The organism is Pedobacter sp. NEAU-ZC8 (assembly GCF_059278965.1).
In genome coordinates this window covers 59,669-84,920 of the sequence record NZ_JCAJXC010000019.1, presented here as the reverse complement: position 1 = coordinate 84,920, position 25,252 = coordinate 59,669, and the positions used below count along the sequence as shown (strand labels likewise).

23 protein-coding genes are annotated in these 25,252 nt (G+C 45.2%); 16 read left to right on the top strand and 7 right to left on the bottom strand.

Annotation, left to right across the window (positions count from 1 at the left end):
- Nucleotides 1–232: 232 nt before the first annotated feature.
- The 4 genes from AC5WJX_RS14915 to AC5WJX_RS14900 all read left to right on the top strand — a co-directional run bounded on the left by AC5WJX_RS14915 (nucleotide 233) and on the right by AC5WJX_RS14900 (nucleotide 5,018).
- Nucleotides 233–1,297, top strand: a complete 1,065-nt coding sequence (locus AC5WJX_RS14915) for an IS110 family RNA-guided transposase (protein WP_494483982.1) — start codon at nucleotides 233–235, stop codon at nucleotides 1,295–1,297.
- A 243-nt stretch (nucleotides 1,298–1,540) separates the two neighbouring features.
- Nucleotides 1,541–1,831 carry a co-chaperone GroES gene (locus AC5WJX_RS14910; protein WP_440428456.1) on the top strand — a complete coding sequence of 97 codons (291 nt, stop codon included), beginning with the start codon at nucleotides 1,541–1,543 and terminating at the stop codon, nucleotides 1,829–1,831.
- 24 nt (nucleotides 1,832–1,855) lie between these two features.
- Nucleotides 1,856–3,496: a chaperonin GroEL gene (groL, locus tag AC5WJX_RS14905; RefSeq protein ID WP_440428457.1), complete on the top strand. Its 1,641-nt coding sequence runs from the start codon at nucleotides 1,856–1,858 to the stop codon at nucleotides 3,494–3,496.
- A gap of 91 nt (nucleotides 3,497–3,587) precedes the next feature.
- The gene (locus tag AC5WJX_RS14900) at nucleotides 3,588–5,018 is read left to right on the top strand and encodes an L-serine ammonia-lyase (protein ID WP_494485146.1); all 1,431 of its coding nucleotides are present in this window, start codon (nucleotides 3,588–3,590) and stop codon (nucleotides 5,016–5,018) included.
- A gap of 3 nt (nucleotides 5,019–5,021) precedes the next feature.
- On the opposite strand, the gene lipB is transcribed toward AC5WJX_RS14900, so the two are convergent.
- Nucleotides 5,022–5,720, bottom strand: a complete 699-nt coding sequence (lipB, locus tag AC5WJX_RS14895) for a lipoyl(octanoyl) transferase LipB (RefSeq protein ID WP_494485145.1) — start codon at nucleotides 5,718–5,720, stop codon at nucleotides 5,022–5,024.
- A 141-nt stretch (nucleotides 5,721–5,861) separates the two neighbouring features.
- Nucleotides 5,862–6,509, bottom strand: a complete 648-nt coding sequence (locus AC5WJX_RS14890; RefSeq protein WP_494485144.1) for a 4'-phosphopantetheinyl transferase family protein — start codon at nucleotides 6,507–6,509, stop codon at nucleotides 5,862–5,864.
- A gap of 65 nt (nucleotides 6,510–6,574) precedes the next feature.
- Between AC5WJX_RS14890 and dcd the strand changes: the two genes are divergently transcribed.
- The 3 genes from dcd (at nucleotide 6,575) to AC5WJX_RS14875 (ending at nucleotide 8,913) form a co-directional block, all read left to right on the top strand.
- A complete protein-coding gene (gene dcd, locus AC5WJX_RS14885; RefSeq protein ID WP_440428461.1) occupies nucleotides 6,575–7,111 on the top strand; it encodes a dCTP deaminase in 537 nt (178 codons plus the stop codon).
- Nucleotides 7,112–7,272: 161 nt separating this feature from the next.
- Nucleotides 7,273–8,034 carry an enoyl-CoA hydratase/isomerase family protein gene (locus AC5WJX_RS14880; RefSeq protein ID WP_494485143.1) on the top strand — a complete coding sequence of 254 codons (762 nt, stop codon included), beginning with the start codon at nucleotides 7,273–7,275 and terminating at the stop codon, nucleotides 8,032–8,034.
- A 3-nt stretch (nucleotides 8,035–8,037) separates the two neighbouring features.
- Nucleotides 8,038–8,913, top strand: coding sequence for an SDR family oxidoreductase (locus tag AC5WJX_RS14875; protein ID WP_494485142.1), 876 nt, complete (start codon nucleotides 8,038–8,040; stop codon nucleotides 8,911–8,913).
- Nucleotides 8,914–8,934: 21 nt separating this feature from the next.
- Here AC5WJX_RS14875 and AC5WJX_RS14870 read toward each other — a convergent pair whose 3' ends face one another.
- Nucleotides 8,935–9,981 carry a 3-oxoacyl-ACP synthase III family protein gene (locus tag AC5WJX_RS14870; RefSeq protein ID WP_494485141.1) on the bottom strand — a complete coding sequence of 349 codons (1,047 nt, stop codon included), beginning with the start codon at nucleotides 9,979–9,981 and terminating at the stop codon, nucleotides 8,935–8,937.
- Nucleotides 9,982–10,060: 79 nt separating this feature from the next.
- On the opposite strand from AC5WJX_RS14870, the gene AC5WJX_RS14865 reads away from it, so the two are divergent.
- The 4 genes from AC5WJX_RS14865 to AC5WJX_RS14850 all read left to right on the top strand — a co-directional run bounded on the left by AC5WJX_RS14865 (nucleotide 10,061) and on the right by AC5WJX_RS14850 (nucleotide 14,602).
- Entirely contained in the window at nucleotides 10,061–10,342 is a 282-nt protein-coding gene (locus AC5WJX_RS14865; RefSeq protein WP_440428465.1) for an ATP-dependent Clp protease adaptor ClpS, read from the top strand.
- 137 nt (nucleotides 10,343–10,479) lie between these two features.
- Nucleotides 10,480–12,969 (top strand): TonB-dependent receptor, encoded by a 2,490-nt coding sequence (locus tag AC5WJX_RS14860; RefSeq protein ID WP_494485140.1) that lies wholly within the window; start codon nucleotides 10,480–10,482, stop codon nucleotides 12,967–12,969.
- A gap of 312 nt (nucleotides 12,970–13,281) precedes the next feature.
- The gene (locus AC5WJX_RS14855; RefSeq protein WP_440428467.1) at nucleotides 13,282–13,836 is read left to right on the top strand and encodes an NUDIX domain-containing protein; all 555 of its coding nucleotides are present in this window, start codon (nucleotides 13,282–13,284) and stop codon (nucleotides 13,834–13,836) included.
- Between the two features lie 19 nt (nucleotides 13,837–13,855).
- Nucleotides 13,856–14,602 (top strand): lysophospholipid acyltransferase family protein, encoded by a 747-nt coding sequence (locus AC5WJX_RS14850; RefSeq protein ID WP_494485139.1) that lies wholly within the window; start codon nucleotides 13,856–13,858, stop codon nucleotides 14,600–14,602.
- On the opposite strand, the gene AC5WJX_RS14845 is transcribed toward AC5WJX_RS14850, so the two are convergent.
- Nucleotides 14,599–15,348: a LytR/AlgR family response regulator transcription factor gene (locus AC5WJX_RS14845; protein WP_494485138.1), complete on the bottom strand. Its 750-nt coding sequence runs from the start codon at nucleotides 15,346–15,348 to the stop codon at nucleotides 14,599–14,601. The two genes, AC5WJX_RS14850 and AC5WJX_RS14845, sit on opposite strands and share 4 nt — an antisense overlap.
- Nucleotides 15,345–16,379, bottom strand: a complete 1,035-nt coding sequence (locus AC5WJX_RS14840) for a sensor histidine kinase (RefSeq protein ID WP_440428470.1) — start codon at nucleotides 16,377–16,379, stop codon at nucleotides 15,345–15,347. The genes AC5WJX_RS14845 and AC5WJX_RS14840 overlap by 4 nt, the downstream gene beginning before the upstream one ends.
- 393 nt (nucleotides 16,380–16,772) lie before the next feature.
- Here AC5WJX_RS14840 and AC5WJX_RS14835 point away from each other — a divergent pair, with 393 nt between their 5' ends.
- The 5 genes from AC5WJX_RS14835 to AC5WJX_RS14815 all read left to right on the top strand — a co-directional run bounded on the left by AC5WJX_RS14835 (nucleotide 16,773) and on the right by AC5WJX_RS14815 (nucleotide 22,370).
- Nucleotides 16,773–17,678, top strand: coding sequence for an ABC transporter ATP-binding protein (locus AC5WJX_RS14835; protein ID WP_494485137.1), 906 nt, complete (start codon nucleotides 16,773–16,775; stop codon nucleotides 17,676–17,678).
- Nucleotide 17,679: 1 nt separating this feature from the next.
- The gene (locus AC5WJX_RS14830) at nucleotides 17,680–18,459 is read left to right on the top strand and encodes an ABC transporter permease (RefSeq protein ID WP_494485136.1); all 780 of its coding nucleotides are present in this window, start codon (nucleotides 17,680–17,682) and stop codon (nucleotides 18,457–18,459) included.
- A gap of 65 nt (nucleotides 18,460–18,524) precedes the next feature.
- Nucleotides 18,525–20,093 carry a M28 family metallopeptidase gene (locus AC5WJX_RS14825; protein ID WP_494485135.1) on the top strand — a complete coding sequence of 523 codons (1,569 nt, stop codon included), beginning with the start codon at nucleotides 18,525–18,527 and terminating at the stop codon, nucleotides 20,091–20,093.
- Between the two features lie 241 nt (nucleotides 20,094–20,334).
- Entirely contained in the window at nucleotides 20,335–20,712 is a 378-nt protein-coding gene (locus AC5WJX_RS14820; protein WP_494485134.1) for a BlaI/MecI/CopY family transcriptional regulator, read from the top strand.
- Nucleotides 20,709–22,370, top strand: a complete 1,662-nt coding sequence (locus tag AC5WJX_RS14815) for an energy transducer TonB (RefSeq protein WP_494485133.1) — start codon at nucleotides 20,709–20,711, stop codon at nucleotides 22,368–22,370. Before AC5WJX_RS14820 ends, AC5WJX_RS14815 begins: the two co-directional genes overlap by 4 nt.
- Before the next feature lie 92 nt (nucleotides 22,371–22,462).
- On the opposite strand, the gene AC5WJX_RS14810 is transcribed toward AC5WJX_RS14815, so the two are convergent.
- Nucleotides 22,463–23,233 carry a succinate dehydrogenase/fumarate reductase iron-sulfur subunit gene (locus AC5WJX_RS14810; protein ID WP_440428477.1) on the bottom strand — a complete coding sequence of 257 codons (771 nt, stop codon included), beginning with the start codon at nucleotides 23,231–23,233 and terminating at the stop codon, nucleotides 22,463–22,465.
- A gap of 26 nt (nucleotides 23,234–23,259) precedes the next feature.
- Complete coding sequence (locus tag AC5WJX_RS14805) at nucleotides 23,260–25,239, bottom strand: fumarate reductase/succinate dehydrogenase flavoprotein subunit (protein ID WP_494485132.1); 1,980 nt, start codon at nucleotides 25,237–25,239, stop codon at nucleotides 23,260–23,262.
- Between the last annotated feature and the right edge of the window lie 13 nt (nucleotides 25,240–25,252).

The following is a 25,252-nucleotide window of genomic DNA, read 5'->3' as shown; positions in this document are numbered from 1 at the left end:
TTTACTGAGAATTTTAAAAAGGTCAATATATTGTTGTTATGCAAAATGTGTTGGCTGTTCGTGTCAGTTCAGATCGGGCTAGGTAGGCTATATGTTATACCGTAAAAAAGGTTGAACGACACGATTTTATTCTCAGGAGTCTGAACAGTACTTAAGGCCATAACTAGGAGCCTGGATAAAACAAAAGGATAGACGAAGGGGAATTAAGTCGATACGATCTAAATTCTTGATTATGGCTATTACAAAACAATCAGTTGGGATAGATATCTCACAAGCTACATTTACAGTATGTCTGTGTCAGCGTGCAGAGAATGGCGAATTAGCGTTCTCAAAAGTAGTAACCTTTGGCAATGATACTAAAGGTTTTAACCAAATGCTTCGCTGGGCCAAGGGCGCTATCGCCATCGGACCAGAGCTTGTGTTTCTAATGGAAGCCACGGGTGTTTATTACGAAAATTTGGCACACCATTTACATAAAGTAAAGAAAAGGGTTCATGTGGTGCTTCCTAACACCTCTAAACACTACTTTTCGAGCTTAAACATCAAGACCAAGACAGATGCTGTTGATGCAAGGATCTTAAGTCAGCTTGGAGTAGAGCGGACTCATAAGCTTTGGACTCCACCTCCTGCCGCCTTATTACAGCTGAGGAATCTAACCAGATATTATGTTCAGCTACAAGAACAAAAAACTAGCCTTGGCAACATCAAGCACAGTAAGGACGCTTCGCACGATGTTCAAAGCTTCATTCTCAAGAGTAATAAAAAGTTGATTGAAGATATCGACAAAGAAATTGCAAAAACGTTAAAAGAGATAAAAAGGCTTATAGAAACAGACAGCAACCTGAAAGAAAGAATAACAAAGCTGCTCACCATAAAGGGAGTAGGTTTGATTACCATAGCTACTATCCTGGCCGAAACTATGGGATTTGAGCATTTCAGGAATGCTAAACAACTGGTAAGTTATTCAGGCTATGATGTCGTGCAAAGAGAATCAGGAACCTCCATAAAAGGCAAGACCAGAATCTCTAAAAAAGGCAATCGGTACATCAGAAATGCATTGTACTTCCCGGCAATGGTCGCTTGCAGATTCAATCCTGGTCTAAAAGAAATGTATACAAGAATCAATCAAAACAAACCCTCAAAGATGATTGGACAAGTTGCCATTCAAAGAAAGCTATTAATATTGATCTATACTTTATGGAAGAATGATACGGAGTTCATTGAGGGCTATAAACTAAGTAGTCCCAACCCGAAAGTTGAGACTACGCTAGATAGTTCCATAGTCGAACTTCTTTGAAATACAAAAATACTTTTTTGTCTAAAATGTTTGCAATTTATAACAGTACCTTTTTTATGTCTATTGATTTAGGTATTTCAGCTTTGGTATACCTCTGACACTCTGACACGAGTTCACACAAATCTTTACGCCTTGCTGACAGCAAATGCAAATTTGTCAAGCAAAAACCCCTTGGCATAGAAACTGTGTATAGGCAGGTATAACATTTAAATTTTTACACTAAAAAATAATTAATATTAAGTTATGGCATTAAACCTTAAACCCATTTCAGGCACAGCGAACAGAGTTATCGTTGAACCTGCAGCGGCTGAAGAAAAAACTGCATCGGGTATCTACATTCCTGATACTGCAAAAGAAAAACCATCTAAAGGAACTGTAGTATCTGTTTCAGACGAAGATTCAGAAGGCAAAAAACCTACTGTAAAAGTTGGTGATGTTGTTCTTTACGGAAAATATGGTGGCACTGAGCTTCCAGTAGATGGTAAAGACTACCTGATTATGCGTGAGAGCGATATTTACGCTATAGTTCAATAATAATATTTTTTAAAATATATAAAAATGTCAAAACAAGTAAAATATAACGTTGAAGCCCGTGACGCCCTGAAAAGAGGTGTTGATATTCTAGCTAATGCTGTAAAAGTAACTTTAGGCCCTAAAGGTCGTAACGTTATTATCGATAAGAAATTTGGTTCACCAGCAATCACTAAAGATGGTGTTACTGTAGCAAAAGAGATCGAATTAAAAGATCCAATTGAAAACATGGGTGCGCAAATGGTGAAAGAAGTTGCTTCTAAAACTGCTGATATTGCAGGTGACGGAACAACTACTGCTACTGTTTTAGCGCAGGCAATTGTTACTGCAGGTATTAAAAACGTAGCTGCTGGTGCAAACCCAATGGACTTAAAACGTGGTATTGACAAAGCAGTTGCTGCGATCGTTGATAACCTTAGACAACAATCTCAAACTGTTGGTGAAGACAACAACAAAATCAAACAAGTTGCTTCTATTTCAGCGAACAACGACGAGGTTATCGGTTCGTTAATCGCAGAAGCAATGGGTAAAGTTGGTAAAGACGGTGTAATCACTGTTGAAGAGGCAAAAGGTACTGAAACTGAAGTTAAAACAGTGGAAGGTATGCAGTTTGACCGTGGATACTTATCTCCATACTTCGTTACCAACGCTGATAAAATGGAAGCGGAATTAGAGAACCCTTACATTTTAATCTACGACAAGAAAATCAGCAACATGAAAGAATTGTTGCCAGTATTGGAAAAACAAGTTCAAACTGGTAAACCACTTTTAATTATCGCTGAAGACTTAGACGGTGAAGCACTAGCTACTTTGGTAGTGAACAAGATCCGTGGTTCTCTGAAAGTTGCTGCTGTTAAAGCTCCAGGTTTCGGTGACCGCAGAAAAGCGATGTTAGAAGATATCGCAATCTTAACTGGTGGTACCGTGATCTCTGAAGAAAGAGGTTATAAATTAGAAAACGCTGACCTGTCTTACTTAGGTACTGCTGAAAAAGTTGTTATCGATAAAGATAACACTACTGTAATAAACGGTGCTGGTCAGCCAGATGATATCAAATCTCGCGTTTCTCAAATCAAAGCTCAAATCGAGACTACAACCTCTGATTACGATAAAGAAAAACTACAAGAGCGTTTGGCTAAATTAGCTGGCGGTGTTGCAGTCCTTTACGTAGGTGCAGCTTCTGAAGTTGAAATGAAAGAGAAAAAAGACCGTGTAGATGATGCTTTACATGCAACCCGTGCGGCTGTTGAAGAAGGTATCGTTGCTGGTGGTGGTGTTGCTTTCATCCGTGCTATTGAAGCACTAGAAGGCATGAAAGGTTCTAACGAAGATGAGACTACAGGTATCGCTATCGTTAAGCGTGCTGTTGAAGAGCCTCTTCGTCAGATCTGCCAGAATGCTGGTATTGAAGGTTCTATCATTGTACAAAAAGTTAAAGAAGGTAGTGCTGACTTCGGTTACAATGCCCGTACTGATGTATATGAGAACTTAATCGCAGCTGGTGTTATCGACCCAACGAAAGTAAGTCGTGTAGCATTAGAAAATGCAGCTTCAATCGCAGCGATGTTGTTAACTACAGAATGTGTATTGGCTGATGATCCTGAGGATAACGCCGGTGCTGCTGCAATGCCTCCAATGGGCGGTGGCGGTATGGGTGGTATGATGTAATCATCTTCCAACAAACCATATTAAAGAGCCCCGCAACTAGCGGGGCTCTTTTTGCGTTATTAATAGATAAACTGTTTAGCTTTATAAGCTTATGCTTCGAGAAGAAATCTCTGTTTTTGATATATTTAAGATCGGTGTCGGGCCTTCGAGTTCACATACCCTCGGCCCATGGCGTGCCGCGCAGCAGTTTACCCTGGCCCTAGAGGCGAATGATCACCTCAACCATGTGGTGCAGGTGAAGATCCTGCTGTATGGCTCACTGGCGAAAACCGGTAAAGGGCATGGAACCGATGTTGCCATACTCCTGGGTTTAACCGGCGCAGACCCGGTGACCTTCGATGTAAATGCCATCGACTGCAGCATCGCAAACATCAAAGAACAACAGATTCTTAATCTCGCAGGCATCAAACACCTGGGTTTTGATTACAACGAAGACCTGATCTTCCTGTACAACGAAAGTCTACCCTATCACCCTAATGCGGTAACCTTTCAGGCCTTTCTGGAAAACGGGAAAGCATTCTCCGAGACCTACTACTCCATCGGTGGTGGATTTGTGGTGAAGGAAGGTGAAGCGGGACGTGAGAAGACCCTTGTGGAACTTCCTTTCCCCGTTGAAAAAGCCGCAGACCTGCTGCACTGGTGTTTAACCACCGGACTGAAGGTTTCTGAAGTCGTGATGGAAAATGAACTATCCTGGAGACCGGAGGAAGAAACCCGTCAAGGCATCCTGCAGCATTTCCATGTGATGAAGGACTGTACCTACCGGGGCTGCCATACCTCAGGCAAACTTCCTGGAGGGCTGAATGTTGGCCGCAGAGCCGCAGCACTGAATAAAAAGCTACTGAAAGACCAGCCTTACCACGATTATGCAAGCTGGCTGGAGGCCATCCGTAAAGGCGGAAATGGTTTCAACTATATCCTTGACTGGGTAAGCTGCTTTGCGCTCGCTGTGAACGAGGAAAATGCCTCTTTCGGACGTGTGGTAACTGCACCTACCAATGGCGCTGCTGGTGTAATCCCGGCGGTACTGCAGTATTATATGGTTTTCTGTGACGGTTACAAAGAAGAAAAGATCATTCAATTTATTGCCTGCGCTTCGGAGATCGGCAGTATCTTCAAGAAAGGCGCCACCATATCGGCAGCGATGGGCGGTTGTCAGGCGGAGATCGGTGTATCTTCAGCGATGGCTGCAGCAGCACTGACGGAAGTTATGGGTGGATCCCAGCGGCAAGTGCTTATGGCAGCGGAGATCGCCATGGAACACCACCTGGGCATGACCTGCGATCCTATCGGCGGACTGGTACAAATACCATGTATCGAAAGAAATACCATGGGCGCCATCAAAGCCATCACGGCAAGTCAGCTGGCACTGCAAACCAACCCTGACCAAGCGAAAGTAAGTCTGGATGCAGTGGTAAGCACCATGTGGGAAACTGCACAGGATATGAACTCCAAGTACAAGGAAACTTCCGATGGTGGATTGGCAACGAAAAATATCCCGATCAGTTTACCGGAGTGCTAAGCTTTAACCCTGCAGCTCCATTTTAAACAGTGCGGCAATGTGCATCTTCAGCTGCTCTTTAACCACATTGATGTCTAAAGCTTGTCCAAGCTCACGCTCCATGGACGTTACATCCTTGTCATCGATGCCACAAGGCACAATGTTCTTGAAGTAGTCAAGGTTCGCGTTTACATTGAACGCGAAGCCGTGCATGGTTACCCAGCGACTGCAGCGGACACCAAGTGCGCAGATCTTACGTGCTTTCTCGTTATCCGCATCCAACCAAACACCTGTATATCCAGGATAGCGGCCGGCGATGATTCCATAATCTTTTAACGTTAAAATTACCGCTTCTTCAAGTGTTCTCAGGTACAAATGAATGTCCGTGAAGAAGTTATCCAGATCCAGGATCGGGTAACCCACGATCTGTCCAGGGCCATGATAAGTGATATCCCCACCCCGGTTTATTTTGTAGTAGGTCGCTTGCTTTTCCTGAAGACCCGCTTCATCAAGCAAGAGGTTTTCCTGATGACCGCTCTTTCCGAGCGTATAAACGTGTGGGTGCTCACAGAAAATCAGGTAGTTTGGTGTTTCCATTTCCGTGTTATCCGTCCGGTTCTTGCCCTTTAATGCGACAATGCTGCTGAAAATCTCATCCTGTTTATCCCAGGCATCCTGATAATCAATCAGGCCCCAGTCTATATATTCTACTTTTTTATTCATCCCTAGGTTTTCTATTCAGGAACACTGCCTGCATTAAGCATGTCGAAATATTTCCAAGATCAGTGGCAGTTTAGCAGGTGCTTATTCCAGAAACAAAGTTAGCTAAATTAAGCCGTTCTTCTGCGGGTCATTGAAGCAGCTTTACAACGTCGCAGCCACGTAGCCCAGCATATAATCTGCTTCAACTTTAAAGTACTCCACCTCCAGCATCACGTCCCCTTCGGGTAACACCGCGCGTGCTCTTACCACTCCGGCATCCTGCGGCACAAAAGGATGGATATCGATGTGTTGCTTGAATTCCAGTCCTTTTTTACCGTACCATTTGTAGATCGCTTCCTTCGCACACCAGCAGATGTACAAAGCGAGTGTATTATCCTGCTCGGGCAGGCCGGAGAGCTCTTCAGGTTTCAGGAACTTGTTTTTGATCTTCTGGATCTTGTCTTTAATCAGCTCGATATCCACGCCAACCTGCTTATCCTTGCTGATCATCACCGAAGCATAATCGAAAGAGTGGCTGAACGAGATCTGGTAATCACCATTTACGAGGTAAGGTTTGCCCTGATCATCCATCCGGCTGTCGATATAATCGTTGGTCTGCAGCATGGTCCGCAGCAGAAGCCTGGTACTCAGCCAGTGCAGCAGCCTTTTTCCATTGTTCAATGAGGCAATAAAATCAAGTTCATGCGCTTTCAACTGCAGCCCGCGGAAGAGTTCTTCCTCGGTTTCCTCAATTTTCCAAACGGCCAGTTTGGTATGTTCGTCAATGATCTTATTAAGAATTACAGGCATCTCTATTTTAGAAAATCAATGTAAAAGTATCTAAATTAACCATAATTTAGCGCAAATCTTATTAAATGATACTATCAGACAAGCGCATTCTTGAAGAAATTGAGAAGGGTACAATCATCATTGAACCCTTCAAGCCGGAGTGTTTAGGTACCAATTCTTATGACGTGCATTTGGGTAAATACCTGGCCACTTACAAAGACCGGGTCCTTGATGCCAAGGCGCACAACACGGTAGTGCATTTTGAGATTCCAAAGAGCGGCTTTGTATTGCAGCCAGGTACGCTTTACCTGGGCGTAACCGTGGAGTACACCGAAACCCATGCCCATGTACCCTTTCTGGAAGGTAAATCAAGCACCGGCCGACTGGGGATCGACATCCATGCTACTGCCGGAAAAGGCGATGTAGGCTTCTGCAACACCTGGACGCTCGAAATCTCCTGCGCACAGCCTGTACGGATCTATGCAGGTATGCCCATTGGTCAGCTGATCTATTTTGCCGTAGAAGGTGAAATCGAAACCATGTATAACAGCAAGCAAAATCCGAAATACAGCAACAAGACCACCCGACCAGTGGAAAGCATGATGTTTAAAAACGAATTCTAAAAGGAAACCCTAAATAATCTTTAAGTACAATCAGCCTGAGCTCGTATTGAACTATCAAAACAACAACTGCTATTGGAGCAGCTAACAAACCTGCTTATTCCTGATATGCATATAAAGCCTCAATAATTGTATATTGAGGCTTTCTTATTTAACCAAATATCATGAATACCATAAAAGTCACCGTCAAAGACCGCATGGCGATCATTACGCTGAACCGCGGAAAGTCTAACGCCCTAAACCGGGAGATGATCACCGAACTCAACGACATGATCCTTAACATCGACAAGGACCCAAGCATTGGCGGCGCCATGATCACCGGAACAGGCCATTTCTTCTCCGCCGGGCTCGACTTAATAGAACTTTACAACTACAACGAAGCAGAAACCCGCTCCTTCTGGCAGCTGTTCTTCGAATTCACGCTAAACCTTTGCAGCTTCAAAAAACCACTGGTTGCCGCTATAAACGGCCACAGTCCTGCGGGCGGTTGTGTAATCGCCATTGCCTGCGACGCCCGTGTAATGGCCGAAGGCAAGTACATCATCGGCTTAAACGAAGTGCCGGTCGGCATTATCGTGCCTTTCAGCATCTTCAAGCTGTACGAGTTCTGGCTCGGCAAAGCCGATGCATCCAGAAGTTTACTCGAAGGCAAGCTGTTTAGTCCGAAGGAAGCACTCAAAGTTGGGCTTGTGGACGAACTCGTCAACCACGATAGCATCCTTACCGCTGCCGAAAGGAAAGTGAGGAAATACATGGCTTTCGAAGCCAATACCTGGCAGCAAAGCAAGTTGAACATCCGTCAGGAAGTGATCCAGACCCTTGCCGCAGACCAAACGGAAACCCTCAACAAGATGCTTGAACAGTGGTGGTCGCCAGCAACAAGGAGTATCCTGAAAACAATCATTGATAACCTTCAAAAGAAATAGCCCATGTACAACCAACCTATGCTTAGGGATGATGCCTTAAAAGGAAAAACAATCGTAATTACCGGTGGTGGAACAGGTCTTGGAAATGCTATGGGCACCTACTTTCTAAAGCTCGGCGCCAACCTGGTCATCACCAGCAGAAAGGACGATGTGATCCAGCAGACCGCCCGGGAGATGGAACAGGCAACCGGCGGCAAGGTGCTCGCTGTAGCCTGCGATGTCAGGGAATATACCCAAGTGGAAAATGTGCTTGCTGGAGCCATCAAAGCCTTCGGACAGGTGGACAGCCTGATCAACAATGCCGCAGGGAACTTCATCTCCCCAACCGAAAGGCTGTCGGCAAATGCCTTTTCTTCCATCATCGACATTGTACTGAAAGGTTCCGTGAACTGCACGCTGGCTTTTGGAAAACACTGGATCAAAGAAAAGCAGCCTGCAAGTGTACTGAACATCGTGACTACCTATGCCTTCACGGGCTCGGCCTATGTGGTGCCCTCGGCCTGTGCAAAGGGCGGCGTGCTCGCCATGACCAGATCCCTCGCTGCAGAATGGGGCAAGTACGGCATCCGTACCAATGCTATAGCACCGGGACCTTTCCCGACTAAAGGCGCCTGGGAGCGGCTGCTACCCGGCGATCTTGCCGAAAAGTTCGACTTTAAAAACCGGGTACCCTTAAAACGTGTAGGTGATCATCAGGAGTTAGCAAACCTGGCGGCCTTCCTGGTCAGTGATTTCTCTGCATACATCAACGGCGAGGTGATCACCATTGACGGTGGTGAATGGCTGCAGGGTGCAGGTCAGTTTAACGGGCTGGAAGCCATTCCAAACGACATGTGGGACATGCTGGAGCAAATGACAAGAGCAACAAAAGGAAGTTAATACTTCCTTTTGTACAAGAATTTACCAGCGTATTAAGGCACTTGCCCAGGTAAAGCCCGAGCCAAATGCTGCCAGGCAAATCAGATCGCCTTCCTTAACCTTTCCCGCTTCCCAAGCCTCACATAAAGCGATCGGCACGGAAGCCGCAGTCGTGTTCCCGTATTTCTGAATATTGTTAAACACCTTATCATCCGCCAGCCCAAGCAGCTGCTGTACATATTGACTGATCCGCAGATTCGCCTGGTGTGGCACCAAAAGATCAATATCTCCTGCCTGCAGGTTATTCGCTGCAAGCGCTTCCTTAATCACCTCCGGAAACTTCGCTACCGCTTTTTTAAACACGGCAGGACCATCCATATAAGGCAATGCAGCCCCAGTTTCCAGCTGTTCGCTGGTCATAAATAAACCACCCAGCTCCTGATCCGGGTAGCCCGGTTTATCCGGCATCCACTTATTGGCATGTGCCCCAGGATAATACATCGCCAGCAACTCCGCATCGGCACCATCGCTATGCAGGTGCGTACTCAGGATGCCCTGACCTTGCTGCTGCGCGGGCTGCAACACCACCGCTCCGGCACCATCACCAAAAATCACGGATACATTGCGGCTGCGCGTTTCAAAGTCCATCGCAAAAGAATGCTTCTCACTGCCTACCACCAGAATATTCTTGTACATCCCTGTTTTGATGTATTGATCGGCAATCGAAAGCGCATAAAGAAAACCCGAACACTGGTTCCGCACATCAAGTGCACCAACTTCCTTCATCTTCATCTCCCTTTGCAGCAATACCCCACAGCCCGGGAAATAATAATCCGGAGACAAAGTCGCAAATACAATGAAGTCTACCTCCTGCGCGGTTATGCCGGCACGTTCAATGGCAATCTTCGCTGCCGCTACACCCATCGTGGTAGTGGTCTCGGTCAGGCGATCCGCAAAGCGACGCTCCTGAATCCCGGTGCGCTCGCGGATCCATGCATCATCGGTATCCATAAACCTGGATAAATCATCATTCGTATAAACGTTTTCAGGCACATAGTACCCGATTCCGGCGATCCTGGAGCTTTGCATTTTAGCTGATTTATATTGATTTTTATGTTAAAAATACATTAACTGCCACATTAATTCGAATTAACCTTATTTTTGTTCTATGGCTACAGAAACAAAAGAAGAAACATTTACTTTAGAGGAGATCCTGAGCTCAATTAAAACGACCAACCGTTTGATTCTATGGAACGATGATGTAAATACTTTTGACCATGTGATCCATTGCATGATGAAATATCTGGACTATACCGAAAGTCAGGCCGAGAAAATTGCATGGGAAGTTCACAATAAAGGAAAGTGTTCCATTCTGGAAGGCTCCTACACCGAAATGGAGATCTATCGCAAGATTCTTCAGCAGGAAGGTTTAACCGTGACCGTGGATTAAATTTTCTTTTCACTAACAAGAATATTACCTGAATAAGGGGCTTTAAGGCTGTAATAAAATAGTTACCCTTCTGTTATTAAACTTAACCGCCGTTACTTTGTCAACCTTAAAAAAGACACGATAAAGTAACCGTTTAAATGAAGAAGTTCTTATACCATTTTTTACTATTAACCTTAACCCTTTCAGCGGCTACGCTGGAGACCCTGGCCCAGAGTGGCGGCACCGCACAAATCAACGCTAAAGTTGTTGATGCGAGCAACAACGAAGCCGTTCCTTTTGCTACCGCTGTTGTACTAAACAGCCAGACCAAAGCTACTGTACGTGCTGGTCAGACCGATGTTGAAGGTAACCTTTCTATTAAAAACCTTCCGGCAGGCAGCTATACCTTCAAGATCAGTTATGTAGGCTTTCAAACCATGGTACGCGAAGGCATTCAACTGGCCAACAGCCAGGTTTACAGCCTTGGCACCATTAGAATGAAAGCTGCTAAAGGCACTGAACTAAATGAGGTGGTTATCCAGGGTGAAAAAGCAGCCATGCAGCTGGGTATCGATAAAAAAGTATTCTCGGTAGATAAGAGTTTAGTGAGTGAAGGTGGTACGGCAACCGACCTGCTGGCCAACGTTCCTTCCGTTCAAACCGACATGGATGGTAACGTTTCCCTTAGAGGATCATCTGGTGTACGCGTGCTGATCGACGGTAAACCATCCCTAATTGGTGGTGGCGATGTATCTGTGATCCTGCAGTCTATCCCCGCAAGCTCTATTGAAAGCGTGGAGGTGATCACCAACCCAAGCTCCAAGTATGATGCTGAAGGTCAATCCGGTATCATCAACATCGTATTGAAGAAAAACACCAAGTTGGGCTTAAACGGTAATGTGGCGCTAAGTGCCGGTAACCGCGATAACTACAACGCCAATACCAGCTTAAGCTTTCAGAACAACAAAGTAAACCTTTTCGGTAACTACAGCTACCGTTCTGGAAACCGTCTTGGTGGTGGCTTTAACAACATCCAATACCTGAATACTACGCCAGAAGGTACTGCCTTTGCTGATCAGAATACCGATTCCAGATCGCACGATCAGGGCCACAACGTAAAAGCCGGTTTCGATTACACGCTCGCACCTAAAAGTGTTGTGAGCTTTTCAGGAGGCTTCAATATGCGTGATAATGATCGCAGGGAAACCTTGTTAATCAACCAGTTCAATACCGCAAATTCGCCGGTTAGATTAAGCAACAGGCGCAATGAAAATGAAGGTAAAGGCAATAGCTTTGATCTGAACCTCGACTTTGTACAGAAGTTTAAGAAACCTAAAGAAGAATTAACCTTCAACCTGAACTACTCAGAGGGTAACAACGATAACTTCCAGTTCTATAATACAGACATTTACTTTCAGACCAACCAAAGCTTGTCTAACCTGGTACTGGAACGTAACTTAAGAGATGGCTGGAACCGTAACTATAACATCCAGGCGGATTACGTACGTCCGATTGGTACAGCTGGCCGCATTGAAGCAGGTTACCGCTCGCAGTTCCGGGACTCTAAGAGTATGACCGATGCAAGCACCTTCCTGGATTCGCTGGATGCTTATCAGCAAAACTTCCTGGTTTCAAATGCCTTTGAAAGCGGAGAGCAGATCCACGCTTTATACCTGAACTACCAGAACCAAATTGGAAACTTCGGTTACCAGTTGGGCTTAAGAGGTGAAGATGCGGAATTAAACACCACTTCAGGCAGGTTCCAAGAAACTGGAAGCACCATTTACACGCCTGGTAAAATTGCTTACACCAGATTATATCCAAGTGTCTTCGTAAGTCAGAAGCTTAAAAACGAACAACAGGTACAGCTAAGCTATACCCGTCGTGTAAACCGTCCGAGAGGCTGGGATACCAACCCATTCCTGGATGTATCTGATCCATTGATGTGGAACCAGGGTAACCCGAACCTTAAGCCGGAAGATGTACATGCCTTTGAATTTGGTTACAGCAAGTACTTCAAGAAAGTATCCTTCATCAGCTCACTCTATTTCCGTCAGACCAATGATCTGATCCAGCGTGTACGTTCAGAGCCTAATGCGCAGGGAGTAACGATATCTACGCCTCAAAACTTAACCCGCAATATTGCGACGGGTTTAGAGTTGATCAGCCGTGTTGACGTTGCAAAACCATGGAACTTTACCGCTAACGTAAACTTGTACCAGAGCAAAATTGACGGTGCACCAGAGTATGGTATCATCGAGCGCTCAGGCTTTACCTGGAATGCGAACCTGACCAATAACTTCAACCTGCCATACAACATTACCTTGCAGTTAAGAGCGGACTACCGTGCACCAGAAGTGATGGCACAGGGTAAACGTAATGCGATGTATGGTGTGGATGCAGGTGCGAAATACGATTTCAAAGACAAGAAATCATCTCTAAGCTTAAACGTAAGAGACGTTTTCAGCACCAGAAGATGGAGCATGACCACCGAAGCAAACAACTCCATTGTTGACTTTGAAAGATACATGCAAGGCACCATGGCCAACCTGACCTATTCTTACCGTTTTGGTAAAACGACTTTTACCGCGAAAAAGCCGAAAAGAGATCAGGAACAGCGTGGCGGTGATGATGAGCAACAATTCTAAACTTCGTTAGATCCGCAGAGCGGATGATCTAAAAAAGCCTGCAGCACTCCTGCAGGCTTTTTTTATGCGTTAAAATGTGCAAAAACAGCATCCGCAGCCAGAATAGACTGGACACAGCATTTCCATTGTGACGTACTTGACAGGTGATTGCTACGTACTTGCTACGTACTTTGTACGTATGGAGACGTAGCAAGCACCTGTCAACGGCCTTGCAAACATTGATCAAAATCCAAACAAATCGCTGCCTGACTTAACTTCTTTGCCCTTATTCCTGCGGATTGAATAGAATGTGATGATTTTGTATCTTGCGGCATGGAAGAAACGAACCCATGGACCATCACCGGTCAGCGGCAGGTATATGATAACAACTGGATCGGGTTAACCGAGTTTGATGTAATTAATGGTTCTGGCGGCAAAGGCATCTATGGGAAAGTGCATTTCAAAAACATCGCCATTGGCATCGTTGCACTAGACGAGGCCTACAACACCTGGTTGGTTGGGCAACATCGCTTTCCATTGGATGCCTACAGCTGGGAAATCCCCGAAGGTGGCGGTCCACTGGGGCAGGAACCCCTGGATAGCGCAAAACGTGAACTGCTGGAAGAAACCGGCATGACCGCTACAAACTGGCAGGAGATCCAGCGTATGCACTTATCTAATTCGGTGAGTGACGAACAGGCAATTATTTATGTTGCCACCGGCCTTACCATGGGCGAAGCACAACCCGAAGAAACCGAGCAACTCAGCCTGCGTAAACTGCCCTTTAAAGATGCATTTAACATGGTGATGAAAGGTGAGATCACCGACAGCATGAGCGTTGCCGGGATCATGAAAACCTATATCCTGATCCAGGAAGGAAAAATTTAAATCATTTCAGCCATTAACAATGAATAAAATACTGGGTTATATTCTTTCCCCGATCTTCTACCTCTTTTTCGGCCTGGCCTTACTGATCTTCCACCCCATCCAGTGGATCTGTCACCGCTGGTTCGGCTATGAAGCACACAAGAAATCGGTAGATTACCTGAACTTCTTTCTACAGTACTGCCAGATCTTTCTGGGATCATCTTTAACATTTAAAAACGAGCAGGACCTGCCTGCAGGTGTACCCAAGATCTTTATCGCCAATCACCAGAGCATGTATGATATCCCTGCTTTTTTCTGGCATTTGCGGAAACATCACGTAAAATTTATTTCGAAGATCGAGCTGACCAAAGGTATCCCGTCCATTTCTTTCAACCTCAAGTATGGTGGTGGTGCAAACATCGACCGTAAAGACACCAAGCAAGCCGCGGTAGAGATCATCAAGCTGGGGCGCCGGTTGAAGGAGCATAACTGGTCGGCGGTGATATTTCCGGAAGGTACACGTGCCAAAGATGGCAAACTAAAGCCCTTCAAGGTTGGTGGTATTGCCACCCTGCTGAAAGCGGCTCCAAACGCAATGGTAATACCGGTTGCTATTGAAAACTCCTGGAAAATTGTACAGTACGGGCCTTTCCCTTTAAGCGCGGGGGAGCAACTACGCTGGACGGTTTTAAAGCCTATAGACACCTTGGGTAAAACCCCGGAGGAGATTACCCGCGAGGCAGAAGAAGCGATTCACAGCGTCTTAAAACAGCCGCTGCTCGATTAAATATTATTCCCCTCTATACGGCGGAAGAACTCATCACGATAAGTATCCCCTACAGGGATCATTTTCCCGCAAATGGTGATCCGGCTGCGTTCGATGCTTTCGATCTTATCTAACGATATGATGTACGATTTATGCACCCTGATGAATTGCGAGGAAGGTAGTGTTTCTTCCATCTTTTTCATGTTTTGCAGGGTGATCACCCGCTCTGTTTTGGTAAAGATGGAGATGTAGTCTTTTAAACCTTCAATGTAAAGGATGTCATCCAGCTCAATCTTCTGGATCTTATGTTCGGTTTTCACGAAGATGAAATCCTGTACCGGCTGTACAACTGTTGGTTTTGGCGTTTCTTTCAGCACAGGTTGTACTGGCGCCGCATAATCTTTCACTTTAACCAGGTTGTGTACCTTTTCTACCGCTTTATAAAAACGATCAAAGGCGATTGGCTTTAGCAGGTAATCGGAAACATTAAGGTCGTAGCTTTCCAGCGCGTACTGCGAGTAAGCGGTGGTTAAAATGAAGCTAGCTTTACCACCCGCTATTTTAAGGAACTGAATACCGGTAAGTTCAGGCATCTGGATATCAAGGAATACCAGGTCAATACCTCCAGCCTGTACAAGCTGCAAGGCTTCTATAGCATTTTCAGTTCTTTTTACGAGCTCCAGAAAAGGCACCTTAGAGACATAATCTTCAATAATATCTAGCGCCAGTGGCTCATCATCAACGGCAATACACTTCAGTTTTATCATATATCAAGCATTAATTCGCTGGTATAATGGGTAGTCGAATTTACAATATTTAATTTATATCTGCCCGGGTAAAGCAGCTGCAAACGTCGTTCAACGTTGCTAAGCCCTACACCGCCCATTTCGTCTTTGTTGTGGTTGTGCTTCTTGTTGGTGATGCTGAAATGGAGGATCTTTTTATTGGCAATGATGTTGATCTTGATGGGATCGGCGGGATCATTCGCCACACCATGTTTAAAGGCATTTTCAACAAAGGATATCAGGATCAGCGGTACGATCTTTTGCCCGTCGATCTCGCCGTTTAACGTAAATTCTACAGCAGCGCCATCTTTGAAACGCAGTTTCTGCAGCTCAATGTAGCTCTGCAGGTACTCAATTTCTTTGTTCAGGGACACCCAGCCGTCGTTACTTTCGTAGATCATGTAACGCATGATCTCGGACAGCTTGAGCACGGCATCGGCGGTCTTGTCCGACTTCTGGTAAGCCAGGGAATAGATGTTATTTAAAGAATTGAACAGGAAGTGTGGGTTAAGCTGCGACTTCAGGAACTGCAGCTCCATATCCTTTTTCTCGGTTTCCAGGTGCCGGTTTACACGTTCATTGGCAAACCAGTCTACCGCAAACTTGAGCAGGCAGCTTATGACCACGAAGAAGCCCGACATAAAGATCGCTTTAACGATATAGCTTGGAACGCTTTCGTAAACTTTCTTGTTGGTGGCTTCATTGGTATAGGTCAGGATGATATCGCTGTTCAGGGTGGCAATAGCCGTTTTCACCACGCACATCAGGGCAATCAGGATGGTGATGGAAAGGATATACATCCAGTACTGCTTGCGGATCTTGATGAGCTGCGGAATGAGCAGGGTATAGTTGATGTAAAAAATGGAAACGTTGATGACGCCATAATACCCGAAGGTAACCAGCAGATGGTAGCCCGACAGCGGGGTTTTGGAATACAGGATGGCAAGGGTGCAGAGGGTTGTAATGAACAACCAGAAAAGAACATTGACAATGAATGATCCTTTATTTTCCATTCAGTTTACATTTTATAATTAGATCCAAAGTAAAAAAACTATCAGCGGAAGGAATTTACATTCGACGAACAGCCATTTTTTTTCTACCAACGGGTAAAATCGGTTATTTTCTTCAAAACTATTCAATATTGCCATTGGTCGAGAATTTTTTCGGCTTGGTCTAACAGATTTTCACAGCCTGATTTTTATCTGAAAATTTGATTCAACAAAACGATACAGATATGAAAAGGTTGTCCAACATCTCGCCATTTATACTTTTACTAGTTCCTGTTTTCTTCATGATGATCTTGGCTTTCGCCGCTCCGGTAGCGTCAGAAGATCAAAACAATGAAGTGGCTGTTAAAGCTAGCAGCGTAAAAGTTGTGAACGTTTCAAATGTCTTAAGTAAATAAGATGTCTGAACTGGCCATTGAAACCAAAGGGCTAAACTACCATTTTGGAAATCAAAAGGTGGTTGATGAGCTGTCTTTGCAGGTACCCCGGGGTAGCATTTACGGGTTTTTAGGACCAAACGGTGCGGGTAAAACCACCACGATCAAGATCCTGCTGAACCTGCTGAAGTCGCCTGAAGATACCGTGTTCATCTTTGGTCAGGAATTAAACCATAACCGAATCGCCAGCTTGAAACGTATGGGTTCACTGGTGGAGCAGCCTGCCATTTATGGCCACTTGACCGGGAAAGAAAACCTGTACAACCGCTGCATCCTCCTGGGTGTAAACAGAAGCCGCGCAATAGATATGCTGCAACTGGTGGGTTTGTCGCAAGCGGCAGATAAGAAAGCTTCGGAATACTCCCTGGGCATGAAGCAACGCCTGGGTATCGCGCTGGCACTGTTGGCAGACCCGGAGCTGCTGTTGCTGGATGAGCCGACAAACGGGCTTGATCCGAATGGCATTATTGAAATTAGAAATCTTATGGTGGAACTGACCACCAAACATCATAAAACCATCTTGGTGTCGAGTCACCTGCTGGCTGAAATTGAAAGGACAGCGACACACCTGGGTATCATCAATAAAGGAAAGCTACTTTATCAGGGGCGGATTGAAGGCCTGCAGGAGCTGAATAAACCAACCTTAGAAATTGAGGTAGATCGTCTGGACAGCGCTTCTGCCTTTTTAAATGAACGCGGCTTAGGGGTGACATTAGCCGGCAATTGCCTGCAACTGCCTTTTGACTCCGCGGCGGAATGTGCCAGAATAAACAGCCTGCTGGTACTGAATGGCTTCAACGTTTCTGGTTTGAAGCAGCAAAAGAAAGATCTGGAACACCTGTTTCTCGACATTACTAACCCCAATTAACATGCAGGCGCTCCTGATTTCACTACGATCTGAATTTTACAAGTCCAGAAAGACCCTGGCATTTTGGGCAGCCATCCTGCTGCCGGTTCTTATTTGCGGCATGATCACTTCCGGCACTTACCTGAAGTCGGAAAAGATCCTGAGCATGAACTATCCACCAAACATCCTTTGGATGAACTTCGCTGGTGCTGCATTGGGTATCATGGGCAGCTTAATCCTGCCTTTCTATGTGATCTTTATGGCTTTTTCGGTGAACAACATCGAGCATAAGAACGATACCTGGAAAACGTTGTTCTCGCAACCCCTGAACAAGTTCTCCATTTACAGCGCTAAATACCTGTATGCGGTACTGCTGATCTTCATTTGCCTGGCTTTATTTCTATTGCTGACCTATGGTTCAGGGCACTTACTGCATGTCATGAACCCGAAGTTCAGGTTCAATGAATTCTCCCCCTGGGAGATGCTGTCCAGGGTATATTCCAGGTTGTTCCTGGCATCCCTTGGTATTCTTTCCCTGCAGTTCTTCATCAGTCTGGTTTGGGCAGACTTTCTCAAACCAATGGGATTAGGTTTTATCGGCCTGATTGCTGGTTTGATTTCTGCTTCCAAAGGTTGGGAATATGCGTATACCATCCCCTACTGTCACCCGGTGATGGCCCTGTCCATGAAAAAACCTGGCCCGATCGTGATTTTCACGCAGGAGATCTATTCGAGCCTGATCTATGCGCTGGTATTCTTCCTTATCGGGTACTTCATTGTGGCGAAAAAGAGCATTAAGTAAAATTGTCGTGAGAGAATTATTATCATGGAGATTTAATCTATCTTCCGATATTAATTTAAATGATAATGATTAAAAGATTTACTACGACAATTTTTGCTATTGGTTTCTGTTTTTCTGCCTTAGCGCAGGAAGCTGTAGACATGGCGGCGGTGCAGAAGATCCGTAAGGAAGGGCTGGAGAATTCCAAGGTGATGGACCTGGCTTTTCAGATGACGGATGTTGCCGGTCCAAGACTATCGAACTCTCCAGGTTTGAAACGTGCGCAGGAATGGGCAATGAAGCAGTTTAATGAATGGGGTTTGAAGAACGTTCACTTGGAAGCTTGGGGAACTTTTGGTAAAGGTTGGCAGATAGATAAATACTATGCGGCAACCACTACCCCATACTACAGACCGGTGATTGCATCTCCAAAAGCATGGACCCCTGGTACCAATGGCGTGATTAAATCTGAAATCGTGTTGATCAAAGCGGATTCGCTTCCTCAACTGGATCAATATAAAGGTAAACTAGCTGGTAAGATCGTAATGTTCGATAACAGCAGCATCCGTATGCTGGAAAACTCTTACAAAGCTGATGTAGTTCGCTACACAGAAGAAGAGCTGGATAAGATGGCGAAAGAAGAGGCTCCTAAGCCTAATGCACAGGCTCCGGCCAGAGCTGCAAACCCAGCTTTTGCAGCAATGATGAAAATGCGTGCTGCAAGAGCGGAAATGGCCAAGCGCCTTCAGGAAGAGAAAGCAGGCTTAATCCTGACTTATGCTCGTGGAAGCTATGGTACTTTCTTCACCAGCAATGGTGCGTCTTACGCTTTAGATGCGCCTGCGGTATCTCCGGAGTTAGAGGTATCTTCTGAAGATTTTCTGCGTATTTTGAGGCTTTTAAGAGCCGGTCAGAAGGTAGAGATGGAAGCGGAGATCAAAACTACTTTCTTCGATCAGGATCCTCAGGGTTATAACGTGATCGCGGAAATCCCAGGCACGGATAAAAAACTGAAAGATGAAGTGGTGATGTTGGGTGGTCACTATGACTCTTGGCATGCAGGTACCGGCGCAACAGATAATGCTGCTGGTTCTGCGGTTATGATGGAAGCGATGCGCATTTTAAAGAGCATTGGTTTCCAACCGAAACGTACGATCCGTATTGCATTGTGGAGCTCTGAAGAGCAGGGCTTACATGGTTCAAGAGGTTATGTAGCGAAACATTTCGGAGATCCTAAGACCATGAAGTTAACGGCAGACCAGAAAAAGGTTTCTGCATACTACAACCTGGACAACGGTACTGGTGCGATCAGAGGTATTTACGCACAAGGTAATGCTGGTGTAGCGCCAATCTTCCAGGAGTGGTTGAAGCCTTTTAACGACATCGAAGCAACAACAGTTACGATTGGCAATACTGGTGGTACCGATCACCTGGCCTTTCAGGCAGTCGGTATTCCGGGATTCCAGTTCATTCAGGATCCTATGGATTACAACACCAGAACGCACCACAGCAACATGGATACCTACGACCGTCTGGTTGCGCAGGATCTGAAGAGATCTGCGACCATTGTAGCGGCTTTCGTTTACCATACTTCTGAGCGTGCAGCAGCAATGCCAAGAGTAGAATTGCCGAAGGCAAATCCGGCTGGTAGATAATTTAATGTTGCTTTATTTTTAAGCAGATTAGTGGTTAATAATTCTGAAGCCTCCCCTATGGGGAGGTTTTTTTATGCGCTGCTTGAAAAATAATTCAAACTTTTCTTGGATAACTAAGTTGTTAGTTATATATTGTACTAAGGATTTAGTTATACAGCCTTTACAAGCTCTATACTTTTGAGTATCAATATGTAAGCGAGATATTCTAAACGACCGGACATACACATAAACACGACATAAAATGGAAATTAAAGATTTAACAAAGGCGGAAGAGCAGATCATGCAAATCCTGTGGCAGATTGAGAAGGGGTTCGTAAAGGATGTAATTGACCACATTCGAGAGCCTAAACCGGCTTACAACACGGTTTCTACAATAATCAGGATCTTGGAAACTAAGGGTTTTATCGGCCATGAGGCCTTCGGAAAAGCGCATCAGTATCATCCATTGATCAGCAAGGAAGATTATAAACGCTACGCAACAGAAAAGCTGTTGGGTAACTACTTCGAAAATTCGGTGGAGAGCATGTTCTCCTTCTTCGTAAAAGAGGAAAAGGTCGACCTGAGCGACGTGGATGAAATTCTAAAAATGATTCAAAAACTTAAAAACAAAGCAAAATGACCTGGGCACACTATCTTTTGCAGGCTAACATTTACCTGGTGGTATTTTACGCCTTTTACAAGCTGCTTTTAGAGCAGGAGACATACTTTCAGCTGAACCGCACTTATCTGGTCGCCTCTGGCCTCTTTGCGAGCTGTATTCCATTTATCAGGCTCGACTGGCTCACGCAACAACCTGTTGCGCAGCAATTGTCCATTACCGTTGGCCAACTGGACATGATGGTACTACCGGATGATCAGCAAGGTTCGGGCTTTTTAGCTCCTGGTAATGTGATTGCGATCGTTTATTCCGCAGGATTACTGTTCTTTTTGCTCCGGTTCTGCGTGCAGCTTTGGTTTGTGATAAGAAACCTCTACTTCAGGGCCGGACATCAGGCCGTTCAACAAGGCACAGCTTATTCTTTTTTCAGCCGCAAAGCGGTGGATCAGAGCTTGCCAGGCCAGGAGATCATCAACCATCACGAGGATGTACATTTAAAGCAGTTCCATTCCCTTGATATCCTCTTGTTTGAAGCCATTTCTATCTTGAACTGGTTCAATCCAGTGGTGTACCTCTATAAAAAGGCTCTGAAGGACAACCACGAATTCCTCGCAGATGAAGCTGCTGCGAACTATCAAGGCGACAAGGAGACCTACTCCCTGCTGTTGTTAAGTGCTGCATTTAAAGTTAGTCCCCAGGCGCTTACAAACAGCTTCTTTACTAAACAGTCACTCATTAAAAAAAGGATTTATATGCTACACAAGGAAAAATCAAAGAAAGCTGCTGTATTGAAATATGGCATCTACCTGCCCCTATTTTCAGGCATGTTGCTGTTGTCGTCTGCTAAGCTGCAGGATAACCCTTCAGTTGTTAAAGCTGTTGAGGAGATTCCATTCAATGACCCGCTTAATCTCGCCAGACAAGCGCTACCAACAGCTGAACCAGCTGCTAAATTACTTGTCACCGGTGAGGCTGCAGCAAACCTGCCTTCAAACCTTAATACGAATGTGAATAGCACAGCCGTTCCTGCTATTCCTATGCAGGACAAACCCTACGATTTTGTATCGGTAGACCAGGTTCCAAAATTTCCGGGTGGTATAGAGGAATTCTACAAGTATCTGGGCGAAAACATCAAATACCCGAAAGAGGCTGCCGACAAGAAAGTTGAGGGCAAGGTATTCATGCAGTTTGTTGTGGAAAAGGACGGCAGTTTGAATCAAATTAAGGTTATTAGCGGTCCTGGATCTGGCACAAATGAAGAAGCTGTTCGTGTACTGACAGCTTCGCCGAAATGGAACCCTGGAAAGATGAAAGGCAAACCAGTACGGGTAATGTATCACCTACCAGTCTCCTTTGCGCTGAGTAAAAAGAGTAATGGAACTCGCGATACCAACTCGACGACTGAAAAGACGACTACCATCAATGGAAAAGTCAGTAATGTCGTAGTTGTAAAATCTAATGGAGGCAGTGTTGAAACACAGCTGAGCTCCCTGAACCTGAAAAACGGTAAGGAGCCGATTTACATCATTGATGGCGTGGTTGCGAACAGAAATGCCATGGAAAAGGTAAATCCGAATGACATTGAAAGTATTCACGTAAATAAAGGGGAGACCACGGTAAACGGCAAACTGGAATCTTCGGGCACGATCAACATCATCACGAAGAAAGCCGGCAAGTAACTGAGCATCAACGATAATTCGCTTCAAAAGAAAACCCCGACCAATACTGGCCGGGGTTCTTTATGTTAACCTTGTCTCGATGATTAAATTTACTAAACTTCCTCTTCAGAAACAAATTTAGCATGGTAAAAGTCTCTGTTCATTCTAGCGATGTTTTCCAGAGAGATTCCTTTAGGACATTCTGCCTCACAAGCACCAGTGTTAGTACAGTTACCGAAGCCTTCAGCGTCCATTTGCGCAACCATGCTTTGTGCTCTTCTATAACGCTCAGGCTGTCCTTGAGGTAATAAGGCAAGCTGAGAGATCTTAGCAGAGGTAAATAGCATTGCAGAAGCATTCTTACAGGTCGCTACACAAGCACCGCAAGCGATACATGCAGCAGCTTCGAAAGCTGCGTCAGACTGTGACTTAGGAATTGGAATCGCATTTGCATCTTGTGCATTACCGGTATTTACCGAGATGAAACCACCTGCAGCGATAATTCTGTCGAAAGCAGTACGGTCTACCGCTAAATCTTTAATTACCGGGAAGGCCTTTGCTCTCCATGGCTCTACAACGATGGTGTCTCCATCTTTGAAAGAACGCATGTGCAGCTGGCAAGTTGTTACCAGCTCTTTTGGTCCGTGTGGACGGCCATTGATGTACATGGAACATGCACCGCAAATACCCTCACGACAATCGTGGTCAAATACAATCGGCTCATCACCTTTTGTAATCAGGTCCTCGTTCAGAACATCAAACATTTCTAAGAAAGACATGTCTGGTGATACATCAGCAACCTTATAGTCGACCAAATTGCCTTGGGATTTATTATCTTTTTGACGCCATACTTTCAGCGTTAAATTCATATTTTCTGTACTCATGATATCCGAGTTTTTGTGCTTAGCAATTATTTATAACTTCTTTGAGCAACTTTAATGTTCTCAAATTTCAGTTCTTCTTTATGTAGCTTAAACTGGGTATCTCCAAAATATTCCCATGCTGCTACATATGAATAGTTCTCGTCGTCCCTTAGGGCTTCACCCTCTGGTGTTTGGTACTCTTCTCTGAAGTGACCACCGCAAGACTCGTTCCGGTTTAGTGCATCGATACACATCAACTCACCAAGCTCAATGAAGTCGGCAACACGGCCTGCTTTCTCCAGCTCAGGGTTGAACGACCCAGTTGTTCCAGGGACACGAACGTCTCTCCAGAACTCCTTGCGAAGCTCACGAATCTCTTCAATAGCTTCAGTAAGTCCTTGTGCGTTCCTGGCCATACCACATTTCTCCCACATGATCTTTCCTAATTTCTTATGGAAGTGATCCACGGATTTCGTACCGTTGATCGACAGGAACTTGTCAATCGTAGCTCTAACCTGATTTTCAGCCTCTACGAATGCAGGGTGATCGGTAGGGATAGGCTTGGTTGCAAGCTCTTTAGAAAGATAAGAACCAATAGTGTAAGGAATAACGAAGTATCCATCAGCAAGTCCTTGCATCAAAGCAGAGGCACCTAAACGGTTTGCACCGTGATCGGAGAAGTTCGCCTCACCTAATGCATATAGACCCGGAACAGTGGTCATCAGGTTGTAGTCAACCCACAGACCGCCCATGGTATAGTGCACTGCAGGATAGATACGCATTGGCAACTCATATGGATCTTCTCCGGTGATTTGCTTGTACATATCGAACAGGTTACCATATTTCTCTTTGATCACCTCACGACCTAAGCGCATGCAGGTTGCTTTATCAGGATTATGGATGTTGTGCTTGTTTGCCTCGATACGGCCGTAACGCTCCGTGTTGGCAGTGAAGTCAAGGTATACCGCTAATTTGGATTTACCTACACCATACCCCGCATCACAACGCTCTTTAGCAGCTCTTGATGCCACGTCACGTGGTACAAGGTTACCGAAAGCAGGGTAACGACGCTCCAGGTAATAATCTCTTTCCTCTTCAGGGATCTCACTTGGCTTACGGTTATCGTCTTTTTTCTTAGGCACCCAGATACGACCATCGTTACGTAACGACTCAGACATCAGGGTTAATTTAGACTGGTGTTCACCAGATACCGGAATACAGGTCGGGTGAATTTGTGTATAACAAGGGTTACCAAAGAATGCACCTTTTTTGTGTGCTTTCCAGGCTGCAGTAACATTACTGCCCATTGCGTTTGTAGAAAGGTAGAATACGTTTCCATAACCACCACTTGCAATTAATACGGCATGGCCGAAGTGTCTTTCCAACTCACCGGTGATCAGGTTACGTGCGATGATACCGCGCGCTTTACCGTCGATGATTACCACATCAAGCATTTCGTGGCGGGTGTACATTTCAACTTTACCCATACCAACCTGACGCTCCAATGCACTGTATGCACCTAAAAGCAACTGCTGACCAGTTTGTCCGGCGGCATAGAATGTACGCTGAACCTGTGTACCACCAAAAGAGCGGTTGTCCAAAAGGCCACCATACTCCCTTGCTAAAGGCACACCCTGTGCAACGCACTGGTCAATAATGTTTGTACTCACTTCAGCCAAACGGTGTACGTTAGCTTCACGAGCGCGGTAGTCACCACCTTTTATGGTATCATAAAACAAGCGGTAAGTACTGTCACCGTCATTCTGATAGTTTTTTGCAGCATTGATCCCCCCTTGTGCAGCGATAGAGTGCGCACGACGCGGAGAATCCTGGAAACAAAAACATTTAACTTTATAACCCATTTCAGCCAGGGTAGCCGCAGCGGATGCACCGGCCAATCCAGAACCAACAACGATGATCTCGATGCCTCTTTTATTTGATGGATTTACCAAAGGCATAGAGGAACGAAGTTTCGTCCATTTCTCGGTTAAATCACCTTCTGGTATATTAGCATTCAATTCTGCCATTTTATTAAGCTTA